This window comes from Pseudomonas abietaniphila (assembly GCF_900100795.1).
GTDB lineage: Bacteria > Pseudomonadota > Gammaproteobacteria > Pseudomonadales > Pseudomonadaceae > Aquipseudomonas > Aquipseudomonas abietaniphila.
In genome coordinates this window covers 255,964-273,790 of sequence record NZ_FNCO01000003.1, presented here as the reverse complement: position 1 = coordinate 273,790, position 17,827 = coordinate 255,964, and the positions used below count along the sequence as shown (strand labels likewise).

15 protein-coding genes are annotated in these 17,827 nt (G+C 60.7%); 6 read left to right on the top strand and 9 right to left on the bottom strand.

Translation table 11 applies throughout. From position 1 onward, the window contains the following. Window positions 1-23 precede the first annotated feature (23 nt). The 5 genes from miaA to BLS87_RS07935 are packed head-to-tail and all read right to left on the bottom strand — an operon-like array spanning window position 24 to window position 6,373. Window positions 24-995, bottom strand: a complete 972-nt coding sequence (miaA, locus tag BLS87_RS07955; RefSeq protein ID WP_074751830.1) for a tRNA (adenosine(37)-N6)-dimethylallyltransferase MiaA — start codon at window positions 993-995, stop codon at window positions 24-26. Further along, window positions 995-2,980 (bottom strand): DNA mismatch repair endonuclease MutL, encoded by a 1,986-nt coding sequence (mutL, locus tag BLS87_RS07950; RefSeq protein WP_074751828.1) that lies wholly within the window; start codon window positions 2,978-2,980, stop codon window positions 995-997. Before mutL ends, miaA begins: the two co-directional genes overlap by 1 nt. Further along, complete coding sequence (locus BLS87_RS07945; RefSeq protein ID WP_208605150.1) at window positions 2,977-4,416, bottom strand: N-acetylmuramoyl-L-alanine amidase; 1,440 nt, start codon at window positions 4,414-4,416, stop codon at window positions 2,977-2,979. The genes mutL and BLS87_RS07945 overlap by 4 nt, the downstream gene beginning before the upstream one ends. 2 nt (window positions 4,417-4,418) lie before the next feature. Further along, on the bottom strand, window positions 4,419-4,889 hold the full coding sequence (gene tsaE / locus BLS87_RS07940) for a tRNA (adenosine(37)-N6)-threonylcarbamoyltransferase complex ATPase subunit type 1 TsaE (protein ID WP_074751824.1): 471 nt from the start codon (window positions 4,887-4,889) through the stop codon (window positions 4,419-4,421). Then, entirely contained in the window at window positions 4,877-6,373 is a 1,497-nt protein-coding gene (locus BLS87_RS07935; RefSeq protein ID WP_074751822.1) for a bifunctional ADP-dependent NAD(P)H-hydrate dehydratase/NAD(P)H-hydrate epimerase, read from the bottom strand. The genes tsaE and BLS87_RS07935 overlap by 13 nt, the downstream gene beginning before the upstream one ends. A 105-nt stretch (window positions 6,374-6,478) precedes the next feature. Between BLS87_RS07935 and queG the strand changes: the two genes are divergently transcribed. Further along, window positions 6,479-7,549, top strand: coding sequence for a tRNA epoxyqueuosine(34) reductase QueG (gene queG, locus BLS87_RS07930; RefSeq protein WP_074751820.1), 1,071 nt, complete (start codon window positions 6,479-6,481; stop codon window positions 7,547-7,549). Between the two features lie 32 nt (window positions 7,550-7,581). Here the strand turns inward: queG and BLS87_RS07925 are convergent, their stop codons facing one another. Both BLS87_RS07925 and orn read right to left on the bottom strand, forming a co-directional pair. Further along, entirely contained in the window at window positions 7,582-8,193 is a 612-nt protein-coding gene (locus BLS87_RS07925; protein WP_074751817.1) for a trimeric intracellular cation channel family protein, read from the bottom strand. A 92-nt stretch (window positions 8,194-8,285) separates the two neighbouring features. Next, window positions 8,286-8,822 (bottom strand): oligoribonuclease, encoded by a 537-nt coding sequence (gene orn, locus BLS87_RS07920; protein WP_074751815.1) that lies wholly within the window; start codon window positions 8,820-8,822, stop codon window positions 8,286-8,288. 104 nt (window positions 8,823-8,926) lie between these two features. Here orn and rsgA point away from each other — a divergent pair, with 104 nt between their 5' ends. Then, window positions 8,927-9,958 carry a small ribosomal subunit biogenesis GTPase RsgA gene (gene rsgA / locus BLS87_RS07915; protein ID WP_074751813.1) on the top strand — a complete coding sequence of 344 codons (1,032 nt, stop codon included), beginning with the start codon at window positions 8,927-8,929 and terminating at the stop codon, window positions 9,956-9,958. A 338-nt stretch (window positions 9,959-10,296) separates the two neighbouring features. On the opposite strand, the gene motB is transcribed toward rsgA, so the two are convergent. Both motB and motA read right to left on the bottom strand, forming a co-directional pair. Continuing rightward, window positions 10,297-11,334 carry a flagellar motor protein MotB gene (gene motB / locus BLS87_RS07910; protein ID WP_074751811.1) on the bottom strand — a complete coding sequence of 346 codons (1,038 nt, stop codon included), beginning with the start codon at window positions 11,332-11,334 and terminating at the stop codon, window positions 10,297-10,299. A 3-nt stretch (window positions 11,335-11,337) separates the two neighbouring features. Then, on the bottom strand, window positions 11,338-12,189 hold the full coding sequence (gene motA, locus BLS87_RS07905; RefSeq protein ID WP_062379054.1) for a flagellar motor stator protein MotA: 852 nt from the start codon (window positions 12,187-12,189) through the stop codon (window positions 11,338-11,340). A gap of 211 nt (window positions 12,190-12,400) precedes the next feature. Here motA and BLS87_RS07900 point away from each other — a divergent pair, with 211 nt between their 5' ends. The 4 genes from BLS87_RS07900 to BLS87_RS07885 all read left to right on the top strand — a co-directional run bounded on the left by BLS87_RS07900 (window position 12,401) and on the right by BLS87_RS07885 (window position 17,797). Continuing rightward, window positions 12,401-13,936: an HDOD domain-containing protein gene (locus BLS87_RS07900; RefSeq protein WP_074751809.1), complete on the top strand. Its 1,536-nt coding sequence runs from the start codon at window positions 12,401-12,403 to the stop codon at window positions 13,934-13,936. Window positions 13,937-13,981: 45 nt separating this feature from the next. Further along, on the top strand, window positions 13,982-14,797 hold the full coding sequence (rhdA, locus tag BLS87_RS07895) for a thiosulfate sulfurtransferase (RefSeq protein ID WP_074751807.1): 816 nt from the start codon (window positions 13,982-13,984) through the stop codon (window positions 14,795-14,797). Window positions 14,798-14,861: 64 nt separating this feature from the next. Then, the gene (gene asd, locus BLS87_RS07890) at window positions 14,862-15,731 is read left to right on the top strand and encodes an archaetidylserine decarboxylase (RefSeq protein WP_167362045.1); all 870 of its coding nucleotides are present in this window, start codon (window positions 14,862-14,864) and stop codon (window positions 15,729-15,731) included. Window positions 15,732-16,012: 281 nt separating this feature from the next. Next, window positions 16,013-17,797 (top strand): molecular chaperone, encoded by a 1,785-nt coding sequence (locus tag BLS87_RS07885; RefSeq protein WP_074751803.1) that lies wholly within the window; start codon window positions 16,013-16,015, stop codon window positions 17,795-17,797. The last annotated feature ends 30 nt before the right edge of the window (window positions 17,798-17,827 follow it).

Below are 17,827 nucleotides of genomic sequence, written 5' to 3'. Positions count from 1 at the left end.
GGATAGACGGCTATTGCAAGGACTCAGCTCAATATGGAGGCCGATCCCAGGTATTTCAAGGTGCGTGGCAGATTGTCGCAAGCCAGGCTGTCCAACCAGTGTAAATCTTCCCAGCTTCGCAACCAGGTGAACTGTCTCTTGGCCAATTGACGCGTGGCAATGATGCCGCGTTCCTGCATCTCGTCCCGAGTCAGTTTGCCATCCAGATAGTCCCAGACCTGGCGATACCCTACAGCTCTTATAGACGGTAAATTCGAGTGCAGGTCACCCCTCGAACGTAACGCCACAACTTCTTCAACGAATCCTTCATCAAGCATTTGCCTGAAACGCAGTGCGATCCGGTCATGCAGTACCTTGCGATCCGTCGGTGCGATCGCGAGATTTGCGACAGTATAGGGCAATTGATGCCGCCCCGAACCGCCAGCTTGAGCACTTTGCGCACTTTGTTGCTCGCGATGTGCGGTCATGCTCATCCCGCTGACCCGATAGACTTCCAGCGCACGAACCAGCCGCTGAGGATCATTGGGATGAATCCTGGCCGCCGACACCGGGTCGATACTCGCCAACTCATCGTGCAACGCCTGCCAGCCACGACTGGCCGCTTCAGCCTCCAGTTGCGCACGAACCTGGGCATCGGCCGCCGGCATGTCTGCCAGGCCTTCCAATAGAGCCTTGAAATACAACATGGTGCCGCCCACCAGCAGGGGAATTTTTCCCCGGGCGGTGATTTCAGCCATGGCCTGCAGCGCGTCTGTACGAAAATCAGCGGCGGAATAGCTCTGCGAGGGATCGAGGATATCGATCAGGCGGTGGGGATAGGTGTCCAAAAGCGCCTTTGAAGGCTTGGCGGTGCCGATGTCCATGCCCCGATAAACCAGCGCCGAATCGACGCTGATCAGTTCGCAAGGCAAGACTTTGGTCAGCTCGATAGCCAGATCGGTCTTGCCAGCGGCGGTCGGCCCCATCAGGAAGATGGCCGGAGGAAGAGCACTCATCAGCGACCGCGCAGGAATAGTTTGTCGAGATCGTCCAGGCCCAGCTGGGTCCAGGTCGGCCTTCCGTGGTTGCATTGACCGCTGCGCTCGGTGTTTTCCATATCGCGCAGAAGGCCATTCATTTCCGGGATTGCCAGACGCCGGTTCGCGCGGATCGCCCCATGACAGGCCATCGTGCCAAGCAGTTCGTTCATATGCGCCTGCACGCGGTCGCTGGTGCCGTACTCCATCAAATCGGCCAGCACGTCGTGCACCAGGCGATTGGCTTCAGCCTGTTTGAGCAACGCGGGAATCTGTCGGATCGCCAAGCTCTCCGGACCAAGGCGCTGCAGCTCGAAACCCAACTGCTGGAACGTTGCCATATGCTCTTCAGCGCAATCAGCTTCACGCTGACTGACCGCGATCGACTCGGGCACCAACAACGGCTGACCGCTGAGACCTTCGCTGGCCATGGCGACCTTCAGGCGCTCGTACATGATTCGCTCGTGAGCGGCATGCATGTCCACCAGCACCAGGCCGTGAGCGTTTTCCGCAAGAATATAAATGCCTTTGAGTTGCGCCAGCGCGTAGCCCAAAGGCGGAACATCGCCCTGAGACTCGGGCAGGGCAACACCTGTCGCGACCGGATTCGCCTGGGCGCCGGGCAGCGGTGCGAAGAACTCGCGATACGCAGCCTGCGCCTCGGCGATCGGCAGCATCGCGCTAGGACGGGGCGTGTACTGATACTGATATCCTGCCCCACTCCCGGTTCCGGCGCCCGCCTCGGACGACGGATTCCAGGCCGAACCTTGCGGGGTTTCCAGCAGATTGTTCGCCAGACGCATCTCGCCCTGCGGCCCGAACTCGCCCGCTTCCGGCCCGGTGGGACGCACCAGCGCGGTGACCGATGTCGTACCGGCCAGTTGATCTTCGGGGCGCACGTCACCCAGCGCGCGGTGCAGCGTGCCATACAGGAAGTCGTGAACCATGCGCCCGTCACGAAAGCGCACTTCGTGCTTGGTGGGGTGCACGTTGACGTCGACGACGGCCGGATCCACTTCAAAAAACAGCACGAACGTCGGATGACGCCCGTTGAACAGCACATCGCGATAGGCCTGACGCACGGCGTGCGCGACCAGCTTGTCGCGAACGGCGCGGCCGTTGACGAAGAAATACTGAAGATCGGCCTGACTGCGCGAGAACGTCGGCAAGCCCACCCAGCCCCACAGTTTCAGGCCGTTGCGCTCAACCTCGATGGGCAGCGCCTGCTCAAGGAAACCCGGGCCGCAGACCGCAGACACCCGACGCGCGCGAGCGACGTCATCGCGAGCCTCGTGCAGGCTGAGGATCGTCTTGCCGTTATGCCGCAGGTGGAAAGCAACGTCGAAACGCGCCAGCGCCATGCGCTTGATCACTTCCTGCAGATGATCGAATTCGGTTTTTTCGGCCTTGAGAAACTTGCGCCGCGCTGGCGTGTTGAAAAACAGATCACGCACTTCCACCGAGGTACCAACCGGATGCGCAGCAGGCTGAACGCGGGATGCCATGTCGCGGCCCTCGGTTTCAACCTGCCAGGCCTGGTCGGCATCGCGGGTGCGGGACGTCAGCGTCAGGCGTGCGACCGAGCTGATCGACGCCAGCGCTTCGCCACGGAAGCCAAGGCTCATGACCCGCTCAAGATCTTCGAGCTCACGAATCTTGCTGGTGGCGTGTCGCGCCAACGCCAGCGGCAGGTCATCGGAGGAGATGCCACCGCCGTCGTCGCGGACCCGCAATAGCTTGATGCCCGCCTGTTCGACATCCACATCGATGCGGCGCGCACCGGAGTCGAGGCTGTTTTCCAGCAGTTCCTTGATCACCGACGCAGGACGCTCAACCACCTCGCCTGCTGCAATCTGGTTGGCCAGGCGCGGGCTGAGCAACTGGATGCGCGCCGCTTGAGCGGCCGGACTGTCGGCGTTTATACCTGCGTCAAAGCCTTGCTCATCAAGCAGCAGATCGGTCATGGCTCACCCGCCAGTTCCGCGCTCGGAATCTTGAGTTGCTGACCAATCTTCAGCTCATCGGACCTGAGTTTGTTGGCCGAGCGCAGTGCCTCCATGCTCATGTCGTAACGCACGGCAATCATGCTCAGGGACTCGCCAGGGCGAACCGTGTGCTCGCGAGCGCCCATGGCCAGCTTGCCGTTGTCACGCAGCCAGGCAATGTAAGTACCCTGTGGCGGGTTTTGCTGGAAGAACTGCTTCACACCTGCAGTGATGGAGCGCGCCAACGCCTGCTGATGGCTTGAGCCTTCTAGCTTGTTGGCCTCGGCGGCATTGGAGATAAAGCCGGTTTCCACCAGGATCGACGGAATATCCGGCGACTTGAGCACCATGAAGCCCGCCTGCTCGACGCGCGATTTGTGCAGCGAAGTCACCCGCCCGATGTTGGTCAGCACCTTCTGGCCCACGTTGAGACTCGAGGTCAGCGAGGCAGTCATCGACAGATCGAGCAGCACACCGGCCAGCATGCGGTCCTTGTCATCCAGGCTCACAGCGCCCGCACCACCAATCAAGTCGGAACGGTTTTCACTGTCTGCCAGCCAACGGGCGGTTTCCGAGGTGGCGCCTCGATCCGACAGGGCAAACACCGAAGCACCAAAGGCTGCCGACGAAGGCGCAGCGTCAGCGTGAATGGACACGAAGAGGTCCGCACCTTTGGCGCGGGCAATCTCGGTGCGTTTACGCAATGGAATGAAGTAGTCGCCAGTACGTGTCAGCTCGGCGCGGTAGCCCTTTTCAGCGTTGATCTGACGCTGCAGTTCTTTTGCGATCGACAGCACCACGTTCTTTTCTTTCTGCCCGCGACCGCCCGAGGCGCCCGGGTCTTCACCGCCGTGCCCGGCATCGACCACGACCACGATGTCACGTTTGCCGTTGGGCACCGGAGGCAGTTTGATTTCAGGCTTCGACGGGCTCACCGGGACTGCAGGCGTGGCCGGTGCCACGGTTGCAGGCGTATCAGCGACGCTCGGAGGTGGATTGGCGTCGGCAGCGTTGTCGTAAAGGTCAACCACCAAGCGGTTGCCGTATTGCTGGTTCGGCGCCAGGGTAAAACTTTTCGGCGTCACGGCTTTTTTCAGGTCGATGACCACCCGCAGGTCATCCGGCGTGCGCTGTGCAGAACGCATGTTGGTGATCGGCGTATTGGCCGTGGGAATGTTCAACGAACCGCCCAGCGTCGCACCGTTGATGTCGATGACCAGACGATCCGGAGACTGCAGGGTGAAGACGCTGTGCTGTACCGGGCCGGACAGGTCGAAGACCAGTCGGGTGTTATCCGGAGCACGCCATAAGCGAACACTTCGTACCTGTGTAGCGGCCAACGCGTCGACAGCCAATGTCGCCAGCAGAAGTCCTACCACAGTAACCAGCGCGCGCATGCGCATACCTAACCCCATATCTATTTGAATTCCAAAGCCAAAGCGGCACACCACTGCTCGCCGCGCGAGCTTTTCGGGCTCAAAGTCAGCACTCGACCTTCCGCGTGGGGCCTAATGGTAATGATCAGGTCAGGCTTTGGCAAAAAGCCTGCACCAAGATTGGGCCACTCGATCAGGCAAAGCGCGTCCCCTTCGAAGTAATCGCGTATGCCGAGGAATTCTAGCTCTTCTGGATCAACAAGTCGGTAGAGATCAAAGTGATACGCGCGATTCCTCCCGATTTCGTAAGGTTCTACGAGGGTAAATGTCGGGCTTTTGACCGCGCCGACGTGACCCAGGCCACGGATGATGCCGCGTGACAGCGTCGTCTTGCCCGCACCCAGATCGCCCTCAAGAAAAATAATCCCATTGCTTTCAGTGACTTGGGCAATCCGTGCGCCAAAGCTCGTCATGGCTTCTTCACCCACCAGATGCAGGGTTAACTCAGACACGGTTGTTGCTCCTCCAGAAGCTGACGAATAACAGGAATCAGATCAGCGGCAGCCATTCCCCGCCCGCTTGCTCCACATTTTTCTCCGGCCAGCGCGTGCAACCACACCGCAAGGCAGGCTGCGTCGAACGCAGGCATCTTTTGCGCCATCAAGGCACCGATCACACCGGACAGCACATCGCCCAACCCGCCAGTCGCCATCGCTGGATGCCCATGGTCGGCTAACGCCAGTTCACCTTCGGGACTGGCAATCAGGCTGCCGCTGCCCTTGAGTACACAGACGGCGTTGTATTTTTTAGCGAGAGCCACGGCAGACGCCGTACGGTCGGCCTGAATCGCCTGAGTGCTGACACCCAGCAGACGGGCAGCCTCACCAGGATGCGGCGTGATCACGCAACCGTTCGGCAAACTGACCGACCCGGCCGCCAGTTGATTCAATGCATCGGCGTCCCAGACTTGCGGGCGAGGAGAGCTGGCGACCGCGGACAGCAAACTGCGCCCCCAGCTGTGCTGCCCGAGACCCGGCCCCACCACCAGAACGCTGGCGGGTTCGATTAACGCCATCAACTGGTTAGCCGATTGAATGCCTGCGGTCATGACTTCGGGAAAACGCGTTAGCGCCGCTGAAACGTGCTCGGGACGTGTCGCCAGCGTCACCATACCCGCGCCGCAGCGCAGCGTGCTCTCGGTGGCCAAAAGCGCTGCGCCCCCAAACCCCAGATCGCCGCCGACGACCAGCACCCGGCCAAACATGCCTTTGTGGGCCGTGCGTGAGCGAGGTGCCAGCCTGGGCAGGTTGAATGTATCCAGACGTTTAATGCTGACCGGCGTCTGCGCCACGATCGCGGCATCGGCTTGCAGGTCGTCGAAAACCAGTTCGCCCACAAGCTCGGGAGCATCGCCTGTCAACAGACCGATTTTGAGGCCGATGAATGTCACGGTGAGGTCGGCGTGAACAGCTAGACCCAGGGTGCGTCCGGTGTTCGCGCACAGGCCCGAAGGGATATCGACGGCCATCACCGGCAGGCCGCTGTCGTTGATGCACTGAATCGCGCTGGCATACGGCTCACGGACATCGCCGTTGAGGCCTGTGCCGAGCAACGCATCGACGAGAATGCCGACCAGCGGTTGCTGCCCCCAAGGCCGCACATTAACGCCCGCGCCGAGTGCTTCTTGATAGGCAGACGCCGCATCGCCGGTCAGGGCAGAAACGTCGCCCACGGCGAGTGCCGAGACTTGCCACCCCGCACGCTGCGCCAACGCAGCGATCAAATAGCCGTCGCCTGCGTTATTGCCGCGCCCCGCCAGCACGGTCAGTTGCCGTGCTTCAGGCCAGCGCCGACGCAACGCTCGCCACGCAGCATGAGCGGCGCGCTGCATCAAATCGAAGCCAGGCGTGCCCGCAGCAATCAGGCGTGCGTCGAGGTCACGCACTTGCGCGGCGCTATACAGCGCGTCGGGTAATGGGGGTTTGCTGTGCAACATGCGTCTTTGAGCTCCGATGTCTGGCAGAATTATACGCACCTGCGCCCCGGTGTCCTCTTTGCAATGTCCGCGATTACAGTAGATCCATCCCAACACTCTGTGCCCATGACGGCTGCGGGGTTGAACGAACTTGCCCAATCGATCAAGGACTGGGGGCGTGAGCTCGGGTTCCAGCAGGTCGGCATCTCGGGGCTGGATCTGGCGGAGCATGAGCAGCATCTGGAGCGCTGGCTCGAAGCCGGTTATCACGGCGAGATGGACTATATGGCAGCCCATGGCAGCAAACGTTCGCATCCGGACGAATTGGTGCCGGGAACGTTACGGGTTGTGTCGCTGCGCATGGACTATCTTCCCGGCGACACGCACATGGCCCAACGTCTGGCAGAACCTGAGAAAGCCTACGTGTCGCGTTATGCGCTGGGCCGCGACTATCACAAGCTGATCCGCAAACGCGTGCAGCAATTGGCAGAGCGCATCCAGCAAGCCATCGGGCCGTTCGGTTTCCGAGCCTTTGTCGACAGCGCGCCGGTCCTGGAGAAAGCCATTGCCGAGCAAGCCGGATTGGGCTGGATCGGCAAGAACACGCTGGTGCTCAACCGCAAGGCAGGCAGCTACTTTTTCCTCAGCGAACTGTTCGTCGACCTGCCCTTGCCGGTAGACGAACGTCACGCGACCGAGCATTGCGGGCGCTGCACCGCGTGCCTGGAGATCTGTCCGACCAATGCATTCGCAGGCCCCTATGTGCTGGATGCGCGCAAATGCATCTCTTACCTGACCATCGAACTGAAGACAGCCATTCCCGAAGCGCTGCGTTCGATGATCGGGAATCGCGTGTTCGGCTGCGACGATTGTCAGATTGTCTGCCCCTGGAACCGATTCGCCCGCCCGACTGACCAGAACGACTTCAAGCCCCGTCACGGCCTTGATAACGCCGAGCTGGCGACGTTGTTTTTGTGGGATGAAACGACCTTCTTGAGCAACACCGAAGGCTCACCGCTGCGACGTGCCGGGTATGAGCGCTGGTTGAGGAATCTGGCGGTGGGTCTGGGCAATGCGCCGTCGAGCATTCCGGTGATCGAGGCCTTGAAGGCGCGACTCGATCATCCCTCGGAAATGGTGCGCGAGCATGTGGAATGGGCGTTGCTCCAGCATGAGAGGAGAGGCGCGATTATCTGATTAGCGCCAACCATTTAAAAAACCAGCGAGCCTCAATGCCCATCCTTGTAAACGAACTTGGGCATTTCCCAGCGATATTTGATCGCCAGCAAGCGCAGTAGCAACCCTCCAAACAGCGTGATCAATGTGCCCTGCTCGATGGGCAATCCCGCCCACTGACAGAGCAGAAAACACCATGCCGCGGCAAATGACACGCTGGCGTAAAGCTCGCGCCGGAAAATCAGCGGGATGTCGTTGCAGAAGATGTCCCGCAAGATCCCGCCGAACACCCCCGTGATCACGCCGCTGACGGCCGCGACCGTCATGCTCAGGCCCATGTCCAGCGCCGTCATGCAGCCAATGACCGTGAAAGCAACCAGCCCGAGTGCGTCGAGCACCAGAAACAGCGAGCGCAAGTGCCGCATCAGCGGGGCGATAAAGATCGTCACCAACGCCGCGACGCTGGTGAGGATCAGGTATTCAGGGTGTTTGACCCACGTCAGCGGGTAATGCCCCAGCAGCACGTCGCGTACCGAGCCGCCACCGAGCGCCGTGATGCAGGCAATCAGCACCACGCCAAACCAGTCCATGCCCCGGCGGCCAGCAGACAGTGCACCTGTCATGGCCTCGGCGGTGATGGCGATCAGATAGAGCATCAACAACATGGCGGCAGTCCCTGCGAGAAAGGGGCGCAGTCTAACCACTGTGCCGAAGCACCAAAAGAGGGCGCATCATCAAGCCCTCTTCGCTTAACGATTTAGACCTTGATGAAATGCTCGCGATAGAAACGCAGCTCGGCGATAGATTCGCGAATGTCGTCCAGCGCCAGGTGCGTGCTGCCTTTCTTGAATTTCAGCTCAGGTGACCAGCGCGCGGCCAGTTCCTTGAGCGTCGAAACGTCCAGATTGCGGTAGTGGAAGTAGTTTTCCAGCGTCGGCATGCGCTTGTACAGGAAGCGGCGATCCTGGCAGATGCTGTTGCCACAGATGGGCGAGCTGCGCTCCGGCACCCACTGCTTGATGAACTCCAGGGTCATAGCTTCGGCTTCAGCCGTGGAGATCTTGCTCTCGCGCACGCGCTGGGTCAGGCCCGAACCGCCGTGTTGACGGGTGTTCCACTCGTCCATCCCGGCCAACAGCTCATCGCTCTGATGCACCGCGATGACCGGTCCCTCGGCCAGCGTATTGAGCTCGCTGTCGGTGATGATGGTCGCCATTTCGATGATGACGTCGTTATCGGGATCCAGACCGGTCATTTCCAGGTCGATCCAGATCAGGTTCTGCTTGCTCTGCATATGTCGGCTCCTCAGCGTAGGCGCGCAGTTTAGCTCAGGCGGGCATGCTAGACTCCCCCCCGCTTAACCTTCAGCTGCTTTATCCAATGGAACACTGAGCACCCATGGCCAAACGCCAACTCAACCGCCGCCAGAACTGGCGCATCGAAAAGATTCAGGGCGAGCGCGCCGCGCGTGCCGCCAAACGAGAATCGCAAGCCTTGGAAACCCTGGAAGGCGGCGATCTGGGCCCAGAGCAAACGGGGCTGGTGATCGCGCATTTCGGCGTACAGGTGGAAGTCGAGGCGCAGGAAGGAGAACTGAGTGGCCAGGTGTTCCGTTGCCATTTGCGCGCCAACCTGCCTGCACTGGTGACAGGCGACAAGGTCGTCTGGCGAGCGGGCAACCAAGGCATCGGCGTGATCGTCGCGCAACTGCCCCGCACGACCGAACTGTGCCGTCCAGACTCCCGTGGCCAGCTCAAGCCGGTCGCGTCGAACGTGGACCTGATCGTCATCGTGTTCGCGCCCATGCCCGAGCCTCACGCCAACCTGATCGACCGTTATCTGGTGGCCGCTGAACACGCCGGCATTCGTCCGCTGTTGCTGCTGAACAAATTCGACCTCATCGACGATCAGAACGCCCCGGCGCTGAACGCTTTGCTGGAGGTCTATCGCACGCTCGGTTATCCGGTGCTGGAAGTCTCGGCCCATCACGGCAACGGCATGCAGAACCTGCAGGACCAGCTGGACGGCCACATCAGCGTGTTCGTCGGGCAGTCTGGCGTGGGTAAATCCTCGCTGGTGAACAGCCTGCTGCCCGAAGTCGGCACCCGTGTCGGACCGCTGTCGGAGTATTCCGGTCAGGGCACGCACACCACGACCACCGCCCGCCTGTTCCACTTCCCGCGCGGCGGCGATCTGATCGACTCACCGGGGATTCGCGAATTCGGCCTGGGCCACGTGAGCCGCGCCGACGTCGAAGCGGGCTTCATCGAATTCAACGACCTGCTCGGCCGATGCCGCTTCCGCGACTGCAAACATGACCGCGAACCCGGCTGTGCGCTGCTCCAGGCCCTTGAAGACGGCCGCGTGCAGCAGCAACGGATGAACAGCTACCGGTCGATCATTGCGAGCTTGGCGGGTAGCAGTTACTGATCGCCGCCACAGGGTAGGAGCGCTGGCCCGCGATGGCGCTCACCTATCCAACATTGATGGTGCCTGACACACCTCAATCGCGGGCAAGCGCGCTCCTACAGGAGGGTGGCTCGTAGGCGGTGATACCTTCAATATCCCCACCGCCGGCAAGCCTGACAGCGACAGCTGGATGTTCATAGCCAAAAAAACGCCGCGATGATCGCGGCGTTTTTGTGTGCGTGGGTTATCGCCGAAGTACGGTCATCGCGAATGAAATCGCTCCCACATGAAAAATGCATGCCCACTGTGGGAGTGAATTCATTCACGAGAGGCCCGCCCGGACGACCACGATCTAACCGTCAGTTCTTGGTCTCGTCGATCTTTAGTTGCCCTTGATCGAAGATGTTCAGCTTCTGTCGGATCTCGTGGGGCTGGGCATAAGCCTGGGGATCGACCGCGGGTGCGGCGGTCGATGCGCCTGGCTTGCCGCCCGGCGCAGTCGGCGAGGTCGGAGCCGGGGCAGCGTCGGTCTTGGGCGCCTCGCCAGCGTTCTGATCGCCTTCGATGCGCGCCTGAGCCTTTTTGGTCAGCACGACGATGTCGATACGGCGGTTGATCGGGTTTTCAGGGTGTTCCTTGTCGTACAGCGAAGACGAGGCATAACCCACGACACGAGCAACCTGCGGATCGGGATAACCACCGGCAATCAACGCCCGGCGAGCGGCGTTGGCGCGGTTGGCCGACAGCTCCCAGTTACCGAATCCGTTGTTGCCTACATACGGTGTCGCGTCGGTATGACCGCTGATGCTGACTTTGTTCGGCACGGCCTTGATGGTGTCAGCCATGGCCAGCAGGATGTCTTCGAAATAAGGCTTCAGACGCGCGCTTCCGATGTCGAACATTGGGCGGTTCTCAGCGTCCATGATCTGGATACGCAGGCCGTCCTGAGTGATCTCGAACAGGATCTGGTCCTTGAACTTGGCCAGTTGCGGGTTCTCGTTGATCTTGGTCTGAAGCTCCTGCAACAGCATTTCCAGGCGCTCCTGCTCGACCTGCTCGGCGGCGGCATCCTGCTTGTCGGCATCGACAGGCACTTTGTCCGGCGCAGGCGTGCTCTTCACTTCAGGGTTGAGCGTCTGGTCAGGCGACATCTCGGGCGAACCCCCGAGGTCGATCACGTAAGGCGAGCCACTGTCGGAGAAACCGACCGGGTCCTTGAAGTAACCGGCGATGGCGATCAATTGTTCGGGCGTGGCCGAGGACATCAGCCACAGCACCAGGAAGAACGCCATCATTGCCGTCGCGAAGTCGGCAAAAGCGATTTTCCAGGCGCCGCCGTGGTGCCCTCCGCCAAAGCGCTTGACGCGCTTGACTATGATTGGCTGATTATTTTCCATGGATCAGCGACCGCGGACTGCTTGTTCCAGCTCGCTGAAGCTGGGGCGGTGCGCCGGATACAGAACCTTGCGACCGAACTCGACCGCCAGTGAAGGCGGCACGCCCGAAGCCGAAGCCACGAGGGAGGCCTTGATGGCTTCGAACACGTTCATTTCTTCCTTGGCGTCGTGCGCTAGGGAGGTGGCCAGCGGGCCGAAGAAACCGTACGCCGCGAGAATACCGAAGAAGGTACCCACGAGCGCTGCACCGACGTGCATACCGATTGCAGCCTTGTCGCCGGAGCCCAGGGAGGCCATGGTCACCACGATACCGAGTACTGCCGCGACGATACCGAAACCGGGCATACCGTCTGCCACGCCGGTCACCGCGTGGGACGGGTGCTCCAGCTCTTCCTTCATGCTCAACAGTTCCATGTCGAACAGGCCTTCGAGCTCGTGAGGGGCCATGTTGCCGGACGACATGATGCGCAAGTAGTCGCAAATGAAGGCGATCATCCTGGTGTCTTTGAGGATGCTCGGGTACTTGGCGAAGATCGGGCTGTTCTCCGGCTCTTCGATATCGCCTTCAATCGCCATCATGCCTTCACGACGGCTCTTGTTGAGGATCTCGTAGATCAGGCCCAGCACCTCAAGGTAGAAGGCGTGGGTGAAACGCGAGCTGAACATCTTCAAGGATTTCTTGATGACGTGCATGGTCATGTAGCCCGGGTTCGCCTGCAAAAATGCGCCGAACGCAGCACCGCCGATGATCAGGACCTCGAAAGGCTGGATCAACGCAGCGATCTGACCGTGGGAAAGTACGTAGCCGCCGAGGACGCTCGCGAAAACGACGATGATGCCGATAATTTTTGCCATAGATAAAAAATACTTACTGAGTCGGGTTCATGGTCATTGTGCGAGAAGCGTTCAAAACTCTTGTTCTACTTATCGGCATGAGTGCGCCAGACTATAGTCAAATCACGTGAAAAACCTGTCTGGCGTCTGGCTCGGGCACACCCGCTCGAAGGCCAGCATGATGCCATCATTCGACGCCGATCAAAACCTCCCAGCCGTATGGGCCTTGTGAATGCAATCAGATAAAGCCTCATCGCTCCCCGTTCCGCAGACACTCGACACCTGGGTCAAACAACTGGACAGCATTGCTTTGCCTGTCCCGGCGATCGCGCATGCGAAGGTCAACGCAGCGCTGAATGACAGCCGCCGCTCGCTTCGGGACATCGCCGAATTGATGCAAGACAGCCCTGCGCTGGTGCTGAGCGTGCTGCGCGAGGCCAATGTCCACGGCAGCGGCCTGGCTGAGCCGGCCGAGAGCCTTGAGGTCGCACTGAACCGACTGGGACTGGCCAGAACGGCCACCCTGCTCACTCGTCTGCCCAGCGTCGAATTACAGGACATCCCTGTCGCACTGCGCCAGCTTCAAATGATCAGCCAGCACGCCACGCAACAGGCTCATGGCTTGTTCGCCAACCAGTTGGCGCGCCTCTGGCAGGACATTCACCTGGGCAGCCTGCTGTTTCTCGCGCCGTTGTGGCCGATGGCGCTGGCCCACCCCAAGCTGCTGGAAGAGTGGGAGCTGCGGGTCATTCATAAAGGAGAGTCGGCGCGGACTGTCGAGAAGTCTTTGTTTGGCGTTCGGTTGCTGTGCCTGTGCCAGGCGCTGGCCGAGCACTGGCGGCTGCCGATCTGGGTGACGCAGGGCTATCAATTGCTGATCCACGAACAGCGCAACCTGGTGAACGTGTTGCGCATCGCTCACGAAAACGAAGATCCCCTCAAACAGCAACAGAGCCTGGATGCCGACTTGCCGTTGCAGCGCTGGCTCAATCAACCCGCCAACACCATCCTGCTGGCCAACGGTCTGGCGTTATCGGCGCAACAGGCCTGGGACACGCCGCACAACCTGCGCTGGCAATTGCTGACGAGCCTGTACCGGCAACAACCCTTGATGGAGTTGCAGCAGCAGGTGCACCAGAACGCCGCCGCCAGTGCTCGGCAACATGCGGCGCCGGGCGTCTGGCATCCGGCCGAAGCCTTGCTCTGGCCATGGGACGCGCGGCGGGTGCATAAAGGATTGCTACCGGCGCCGCCCCCTTCCGCCGAGGCGTTGCAGGTCTGGCGTAAGCACTGCGGCGACCTGCTCAGGGAGCCCAGCGCGTTCACCAACGCGATGCACCTGACCACCTGCGCACGGGATGCCTTGCTGGCGTCCGGGATGCAGCGCGCACTGCTGCTGATGATCGACCGAAAAAGCGACAGCTTGCGCGTGCACCAGATCGCGGGTGTGGATAAATCCGCAGCGGCCCTGATGATTCCTTATAAAGACAGCACCGTGCTGCAGCGATTACTCGCCCAAGCCACGCAATTGCGCCTGACACCTGCCAACAACGCTCAATTCTCGGCGCTGCTGCCACCTCAACTGCGCAACCTGTTCACGGGGGAAAACCTGCTGATTCGCTCACTGGCGAGCAATGGCCGCGTGGTGATGCTGATCGTTGCCGACCAGGGCGGCGGTCCGTTCTCGGAAGTCACGGTCCAGGCCTTTGGTAAAACAGGACAGTGCATCGAGAAAGCGCTGACGACCTTTAGCCATCGCAATGCCTGACGGCTGAGCTACAATTCGCCTCTTTTTCGTGATCTGGAGACCCACATGTCTGCCTTCTCAAGCTTGCCGCTGGTGATCGAGCCCGCAGAACTGCAGGCACGCCTCGGCGCTTCAGACCTGATCCTGGTGGATCTGACCAGCGCACCTCGTTATGAGGCCGGTCACATCCCGGGCGCACGGTTCGTTGACCCCAAGCGTACACAACTGGGTCAACCTCCTGCTCCCGGCCTGCTGCCGACGAAGACACAGCTGGAAGCCCTGTTCGGTGAGCTGGGCCACAACCCTGATGCGGTCTACGTGGTCTACGACGACGAAGGCGGCGGTTGGGCGGGCCGCTTCATCTGGCTACTGGACGTAATCGGGCATTCGAAATATCACTATCTGGACGGCGGCCTGCTGTCCTGGCAAGCCGAAGGCCTGCCATTGTCCACTGACGTGCCGGCACCGGCTGGCGGTCCTGTCCCGCTGACGCTCCATGACGAACCTACCGCCACCCGTGAATACCTGCAAAGCCGCCTGGGCGCCGCTGATCTGGCGATCTGGGACGCGCGCGGTCCAACGGAGTATTCAGGGGAGAAAGTGGTGGCCGCCAAAGGTGGACACATTCCCGGCGCCGTCAACTTTGAATGGACCGCGGGAATGGATCCGGCGCGCCATCTGCGCATCCGCAAAGACATGCCACAGATTCTGGAAAGCCTGGGCATCACGCCGGACAAAGAAGTCATCACCCATTGCCAGACCCACCACCGTTCCGGCTTCACCTATCTGGTGGCCAAGGCCCTGGGTTACCCGCGAGTCAAAGGTTATGCCGGCTCGTGGGGCGAATGGGGCAACCACCCGGACACACCGATCGAGAAATAACCGGGCGCCCCTGCTGCCCGCACTGGCTTCACCTGTCAAAAGCCCTTTTTGAAACGTTTTAGGAATCTTGATGAAACAGCGTCTGTTTATTCTTTTCCAATACCTGCTTCCCCACCATCTGCTGTCACGCCTGGCCGGCTGCGTTGCCGAATGCCGCGTGCGCTGGTTCAAGAACGCGTTCACGCAGTGGTTCGTGCGCCGTTATCAGGTCGACATGTCCCAGGCATTGGTCGAAGACTTTACCGCCTACCCTCATTTCAACGACTTCTTCACCCGCGCCTTGAAACCGGGTGCGCGTCCGCTGGACGAAACGCCGGGCGCCATCCTCTGCCCTGCCGACGGCGCGGTCAGCCAGTTAGGCCCGATTGATCACGGCCGTATCTTCCAGGCCAAAGGCCACAGTTACAGCGCGCTGGAACTGCTGGGTGGCGACGCCCGCCTGTCAGCGCCGTTCATGGGTGGCGAATTCGCGACGGTTTATCTATCACCGAAGGATTACCACCGCGTTCACATGCCGCTGGCAGGGACGCTGCGGGAGATGGTGTACGTCCCCGGTCGCCTGTTCTCGGTGAACCAGACGACCGCCGAAAACGTTCCTGAACTGTTCGCCCGCAATGAGCGCGTGGTCTGCCTGTTCGACACCGAGCGTGGCCCGATGGCGGTGGTTCTGGTCGGCGCAATGATTGTTGCGTCCATCGAAACCGTGTGGGCTGGCCTTGTTACACCACCCAAACGCGAGCTGAAAACCTTCAGCTATGACGAAGCCGCGCGTGCTCCGATCCATCTGGAAAAAGGCGCAGAGCTGGGTCGCTTCAAGCTGGGCTCGACCGCCATCGTGCTGTTCGGCCCCCATCAGGTGAAATGGGCAGAGCATCTGGCGGCAGGGTCGCCCGTGCAAATGGGCCAATTGCTGGCAGCACCTGCTCAGGCCTGATTATTGCCTGTTAATTTCTGAAACGGTTTTCTGGCGCGCCTGTAATGCCCTTGCAGGCCGCCATGGGTCGCCTCATCCCTGATGTATCAAGACTGATACGGTGTCACTTTGATATTAAAGGCTGCGATCAAGAACTGATGCTGCTAAAGTCGTCCATCGGTGTTGTAGGAAACTTCGCTTTCAATTGACGTACACTCGCTCGTTTCGCTTGACCGCGTGCCAATGCACCGCAGTTTCCACGAAGCCGTCCGAGCCAGTAGTTGTTGGGGTTTGCCTGTCACATGAGTAATTTAAGTCTCCCACTGTTGTTGCGCGCACCTGTGCCGACGCAGTCGAGCCTGTCGTTCTGTGACGCGACGCCAAGGGACCTCAAGCGCTGGATCTCTACCCTTCCCAAAGCCAACCTCGGTGAAATGGCCCGCCAGCTTTATCAGGGCCTGGGTGAACTGAATCAACTGCTCACGCCCAGTGAAAACCGGCTGCAACTGCTAGAGCTGCTGCGCCCGGAAGTGTCTTTCGTGTGCAAGCACCTGGAGCGGCATTTCCTCAATCAGTCGGTGGTACTGGAAGAGCGCCCGCGCAAAGTCGCCAACCTGTGCCAGGCCCTGCAAAACCATCTTGCCATTGGCTACAAGCAAATCATCGCTCGGGTGGCGCCACGGCTCACCAGGGATCGCACGACCCTGTTGACCACTGCCCTGCAACGGGCGCTGCATTGCCTCAACGGCCCGTTGATTCGCGCCAACCAGCTTTATTGCCCGGTGCAGGACGGTTTGTGGCTGGAGCTTCACCAGATCTACCAGATCGCCCGCCAACATCAGCTGCATAACATCCCGGTGGCCGATAGCCAGGCGCATCACACGCGCACCTTGACGGTGGAACAGACATACCTCGTTGCGCTGCTGATGGGTTGCTCACGCTGCAATCAGATGCGCCAGCACAACATCGGCAAACTGGCCGATGCGCTGGACGCCTGGAGCGCGATGGTGACGTTGCAGCAACCGCTCGACGACACCAGCCTGTACGCCATAGCCCCCAGCACTGACACCGCGCCGCGCTACACCTCGCTGTATGCCGAGGACCAACGCGCCAACCTGCTCGGCATCAACCCGCGCGCGCTGTCTGCCGCGCTGCATCGCTATATCGAACTGCCAATCGAACAGCGCTCACAGTCCTACCTGCATGTGCCGCCCGGGCTGTCGATTGATGTGCTGCAACACCTCGCGGCGGCGTGGGGTGACGTGTCGGAGCGCGCCTTTCAACGCACGCCCGGCCAGGGCACGCTGACCGTCTGCGTCGGCATGAGCGCCCTGCACTATTTTGTCGGCGGACAGAAATGCTTCAGTGATTTGCTGCTGGTGCCCGCTGTGACGGTGAGCAAGGTCGCCGAATACACGCTGCAGCCCCTGGAACCGACGCGTCATGACCCATGGGCGCAAGCCATGGACGTTCAACGCAGCGGCAGCTCCAGCAACATGCTGCCGTTCGAAGAAATCGAGTATCAGGGCAGCGAGTCCGAGGCAACGGCGGCGTCTGACGCCCAGAACAGCTTTCCCACTTACGCACTGCACATCGTCAATCACAGCCCCGGCGGCTACTGCCTGGCCTGGCCGAAAGACGTACCGGACCAGTTGCAGGCCGGAGAAATGATCGGAATTCAGGACCACGGCCACGGCTGGAGTATTGCCGTGGTGCGCTGGGTGCGTCAGGTGCGAAGCGGCGGAACGCAGATGGGCGTCGAATTGATTGCCCCGTTTGCACAGGCCTGCGGCCTGCAATTGCTGCGCGCCGAGCAAAGCAGTCAATACTTGCGTGCGCTGTTGCTGCCTGAGGTCCGCGCAATTGACGTGCCGGCCACCGTGATCGCCCCTCGCCTGCCGTTCGAAGACGGCAGCAAGGTGATGATCAACACCAGTGGCGATGAGCGTCGCGCCAGCCTGAGCAATCGCCGGGCGACGACAGGCAGCTACAACCAATTCGAGTATGAGGTGCTGGAAGGGCCGAAGAAGAGCGCGCCGCAAGCGGGTCCGGAGCAGGAATTCGATTCGTTGTGGACGGTGCTGTAGTCCTGCCGCCCGAACCAATGACGTGGAACA

Excerpts from the sequence above, each read along its gene's own strand:
- miaA (WP_074751830.1), bottom strand. The coding sequence starts at position 995 with ATGAGTGCTCTTCCTCCGGCCATCTTCCTGATGGGGCCGACCGCCGCT.
- mutL (WP_074751828.1), bottom strand. The coding sequence starts at position 2,980 with ATGACCGATCTGCTGCTTGATGAGCAAGGCTTTGACGCAGGTATAAAC.
- BLS87_RS07945 (WP_208605150.1), bottom strand. The coding sequence starts at position 4,416 with ATGGGGTTAGGTATGCGCATGCGCGCGCTGGTTACTGTGGTAGGACTT.
- BLS87_RS07935 (WP_074751822.1), bottom strand. The coding sequence starts at position 6,373 with ATGTTGCACAGCAAACCCCCATTACCCGACGCGCTGTATAGCGCCGCG.
- queG (WP_074751820.1), top strand. The coding sequence starts at position 6,479 with ATGACGGCTGCGGGGTTGAACGAACTTGCCCAATCGATCAAGGACTGG.
- BLS87_RS07925 (WP_074751817.1), bottom strand. The coding sequence starts at position 8,193 with ATGTTGTTGATGCTCTATCTGATCGCCATCACCGCCGAGGCCATGACA.
- orn (WP_074751815.1), bottom strand. The coding sequence starts at position 8,822 with ATGCAGAGCAAGCAGAACCTGATCTGGATCGACCTGGAAATGACCGGT.
- rsgA (WP_074751813.1), top strand. The coding sequence starts at position 8,927 with ATGGCCAAACGCCAACTCAACCGCCGCCAGAACTGGCGCATCGAAAAG.
- motB (WP_074751811.1), bottom strand. The coding sequence starts at position 11,334 with ATGGAAAATAATCAGCCAATCATAGTCAAGCGCGTCAAGCGCTTTGGC.
- motA (WP_062379054.1), bottom strand. The coding sequence starts at position 12,189 with ATGGCAAAAATTATCGGCATCATCGTCGTTTTCGCGAGCGTCCTCGGC.
- BLS87_RS07900 (WP_074751809.1), top strand. The coding sequence starts at position 12,401 with ATGCAATCAGATAAAGCCTCATCGCTCCCCGTTCCGCAGACACTCGAC.
- rhdA (WP_074751807.1), top strand. The coding sequence starts at position 13,982 with ATGTCTGCCTTCTCAAGCTTGCCGCTGGTGATCGAGCCCGCAGAACTG.
- BLS87_RS07885 (WP_074751803.1), top strand. The coding sequence starts at position 16,013 with ATGAGTAATTTAAGTCTCCCACTGTTGTTGCGCGCACCTGTGCCGACG.